At 41.7% G+C, this 4,058-nt stretch carries 1 protein-coding gene; it reads right to left on the bottom strand.

Annotated elements, in window-relative coordinates; genetic code table 11:
- The coding region (locus ACLI1A_RS19480; RefSeq protein ID WP_411410371.1) for a beta strand repeat-containing protein at positions 1-3,669 on the bottom strand (3,669 nt) is incomplete at its 3' end.
- Positions 3,670-4,058: the final 389 nt, after the last annotated feature.

The raw sequence follows: 4,058 nt of genomic DNA, 5'->3' as shown, positions 1-4,058 counted from the left end.
GGTAGTAAGGGTTACGGTACCCGATGGGGTAGTGCCGTTTAGCCTTAGTGAGTTGTTTCCGTTATAGTCCGGGATTATAAATTTAAGGCCTGATATAGAGCTGCTTGTAAGTAACCTGTTTACAGGTAAACCATAAGTGGCAGCCGAAGCAGTACTTGAGTTTTTATAATCAAGAGACATATAAGCATTGCCTACAGCGTCTACGTCATTAGTAGTAGAAAGGTTAGCTATGCCTGTTCCGTTAGCAATTACGTCGGCGTTAAAACCGGTAATGTCTATAGGAGTGTAGCTGTTTTGTGCTACAAAGCTACCGGTTCCATAACCCGATTCGCATACGCCATCGGCAGCTGCCTTAACCCTGAAATAGTAGGTTTGGTTAGCCGTTAAGCCGGTAAGAGCATATTTAAGCGCTGTTGTAGTAAACGGAGAACCGCTTATTGCAGAAGTATAGCCACTGTCTGTATATACTTCAAGAGTATAGGTAACGTTAGTTCCCAGTACGCTTGCCCAGTTGATTATGGCTTGGTTGTTTTTAATGTTACTTGCGCCTGCAATAGGAGGCGTACCTGTACAGGTAGACTTATTAGTAGAATATGCAGGGCCGTATACAGGGCCTAAACAGGTAGCACCACCATTGTTGTATGCGTATACAAAATAGTAGTAGTTAGTACCTGCCGAAAGACCGGTATCGTTAAATGTTGAAGCAGTGCCACTGTATATTACTATGCCTCCACCAAGTGAAGCGCCGGCAGCGTACGATGTGTTGTTTACAGGTTCTGCTGTTAGTGCAGATGCTGTGCTGCGTACAATGATGTAACCTGTAGGCGTAGTAGCATCTGGTGTAATGGTACCTGCTATGCTGGTGCTGCCAGGTGTAAGAGACAGATCGGCGATAGCATTTGGTGTAGTACACGCAGCTGGCTGGGTTACGACCACAAGAGAATAATCTTCATATTCACCATAAGAAGCAGGCCCACAGTACGATATTGCGCCTATGTAGCTGCTTGCTACACGCATACGGTAAGTACCGTTTGGTGTGCCTGCAGGGATGGTTATAGTTCCGCTATAAGAAGATGTATAAGTGGTTGTAGCTACTAGAGTTTCGCCTGAGTCGGCAAAATCAAGGTCGTTGTTAAGGTCTATCCATGTATAGAAATAGTTTGTACCAGAACTTACAGAAAGTGCAAGGTTAAATGAACCACCCGCATAGGTAGTAACACTTTGAGTTGCGCTGTAGTTAGCATAACCTACAGTAGATGTACCTGCAGTACTACCGGTAGCATTACTTAAGTTGCTTAGAGCTCCTGTAGTTACCACATTAGTAAGGTAGTAGCTTGTAGATGTTGAAAGTCCGGTAGGAAGACAGTATCCGTTATAGAAACTTCCTGTCACATAGGCGGAATCACAAATACCGTTGGCAGCTTTTATTTTATAATAGTAGGTAGTATTTGCGGTAAGGCCGCTAAATGTGTATGAGCTACCAGTTAGGTTAGTAAATGGAGAACCTGATATAGGTGTAGTAAAAGCGGCATCAGTATATACTTCTACAGTATATGTTACTGCACTGGCATCAGTACCACCCGGGCTACCCAATACCCATTCTGCAGTACCGGTTGTAAAGCCAGGGTTTCCGTGAGCTGTTGCGCTACCCATGGTAGGACAATCGCCTATTACTTTACCAGATACTGCAAATATGTTTGCTACCGGGGTAGTACCTGTTGCTGTTGTAGTAATTGTAAATCCGGTTACTGTTTTACCTACGTTTGCACTATCCAAAGATAATGTAATCATAAATATTTTAGAAGCACCACTTTCTTGTGCACCAGTAGAACTTGTTTTTAAAACGCGTCCTATGTTGCTTATCAGTGCTGGTTGTGCTGTTGTTGCAGTTGCATACCAGTTAAGAAGGCTAATGCCCGAAATGGTTTGCGAAGTACCATCCTGGAAGTTAATCACAGCATTTACTGTAGATGCACCACTACCTGAAGTTACCGCAAGGTAAATGTCTGTAAACTTCATAGGAGTAGTAAGCGTTACGGTGCCTGTTGGTGTAGTACCATCAAGCCTTAATGAGTTGTTTCCGTTATAGTCAGGAATTATAAATTTAAGTCCTGAAACGGTTGAACTGGTTAAAAGCCTGTTTACAGGTAAGCCGTATGTGGCTGCAGATGAAGACAATGTGGCTTTGTAGTCTAATGATATGTATACATAGTTTACACCGTCTACGTCGCTGTTGGTGGTAGTGCTAGGCATACCGGTTCCGTTTGCAATTACGTCTGCATTAAAACCGGAAATGTCTATAGGGGTGTAGCTGTTTTGCGCTACAAAACTGCCGGTTACCCATGTTCCTGTAGTACAGTTTTCTGAGTTTACTTTAACCCTCCAGTAGTAAGTAGCGTTTGCTGTAAGACCTGTAACAGGGAATTGCAGGCCTGTAATACCTGTAGATGAGCTTACAAGTGTAGTATATGCTGAATCAGAATATAGTTCAGCATCGTATGTAACCGCAGCTGAGCCACCGCCAATAGACGATGTCCAGTTAAGGTTAGCCTGGTCGTTTTTCACGTTACTGGCACCTATTGCAATCGGATCTGCCACACAGGTAGCTTTATTTCCAACGGCATAAGAGGTGCTGTAAGTTGGACCTAAACAGGTAAAACTACTGTCATAATTGTATGAGTATACAAAATAGTAGTAGTTTGTATTAGGGTTTAATGATGTAGCGTTGAATGTAGTTGAAGTTCCGTAGTATACCACGTTGCCTCCACCTAAGGTAGCTCCTGTGGTATAAACAGTATTGTTTACCGGAGCAGCACTAAGTGTAGAAGATGTGCTTGCTACTACAAGATAACCGGTAGGGGCGGCAGCATCAGGAGTAATTGTGCCTGTCATGCTGCTACTGGCGATACTTCCAAGGTCGACAGATGAAGGTGCTGTAGGAGTCGCACAAGAAGGCAAAAGTTGACCTACAAATTGTATTTGAGATAAAGTTGCAGTTCTTGTGCTTGCTGTAGGAGGTGAAGCTGGGTTGGGGTTAGTAGAGTCGCTATAATAATACATACCTGTATTAGAAGTTGATGTGTAGCTTCTCCAGGCCGCAGTACAGCTGTAACCTGATGCGTTTTCGTCTACACCGACAACAATGTTGCTGGTGCCATCCCATGTAAAAGGTGTAGATAAAGTAAATTCAATCCAAGTGCCTGCTGTTGCTGTGAATGTACCCGAATAAACCTGTGTCATAGCTGATGCAGCAACCCAGTCAGTAGTACTTGCAAAAGAAGTCTTGGTGGTGTTACCCAGATAAATGGTCCAGTTATTCCAGTTCGCAGTTGTAGTTCCGCTTGAACTGTAATAGAAGCGGATTTTCGAAATTTGTCCTGCGGCTCCACCTCCGGACGCAAATTGCGCCTTGGTTACAATTTGTTGTGAGTAAGTATATCCATAACAGCTGTAAATGGGTAAGGTACTCGTTGTAGTTGTACCTGATCCAATCTGTATTGTTCCCGTTTGCGCAATGGCTGGCAGCGAGCACAAGGTTACTAATAAAAGCACTACCCAGTAATGGGCACGCTCAAACAAAGTTCCAGATCCTGGGGATGATGATCCGGAATTACCCCTTAACCTCGCCAAAATTGTGGCGCGGGGGACATTCGCGTAATTTTTTTCCATTTGTACAAGATTTCAAGATTATAAACTTAACTAATTTAACAATTCGTTAACTACTCTTTAACATTATTAGGGGAATTTTTATTGAAATCGTTGTAATTATTATTTAAAAAATAATAATCTTTAAATAATAACATTTATGTTGTTTATTATTCAATATATTGGCTTGTTTTAAGATTTTTTATTTAGTGTTTTATGTAAAAAAATTACTATAAAATTATTTTATTTCATTGTTTTGTGCTTGAAATCCTTGTAATGAATTTATATTTTAACTATATAATTAAAAAGGCAGTGGGTTTTACCCACTGCCTTTAACATATTTGTAACAAATTTTTTAGGCGCTTTATTTTAATAGCAACCGTTAGTAAACGATACGCTTGGTTACTTTACCA

Source organism: Flavobacterium sp. RHBU_3, assembly GCF_046613565.1.
In the GTDB taxonomy this organism is placed as follows: Bacteria; Bacteroidota; Bacteroidia; order Flavobacteriales; family Flavobacteriaceae; genus Flavobacterium.
This window is presented reverse-complemented; position numbering and strand designations above follow the sequence as displayed.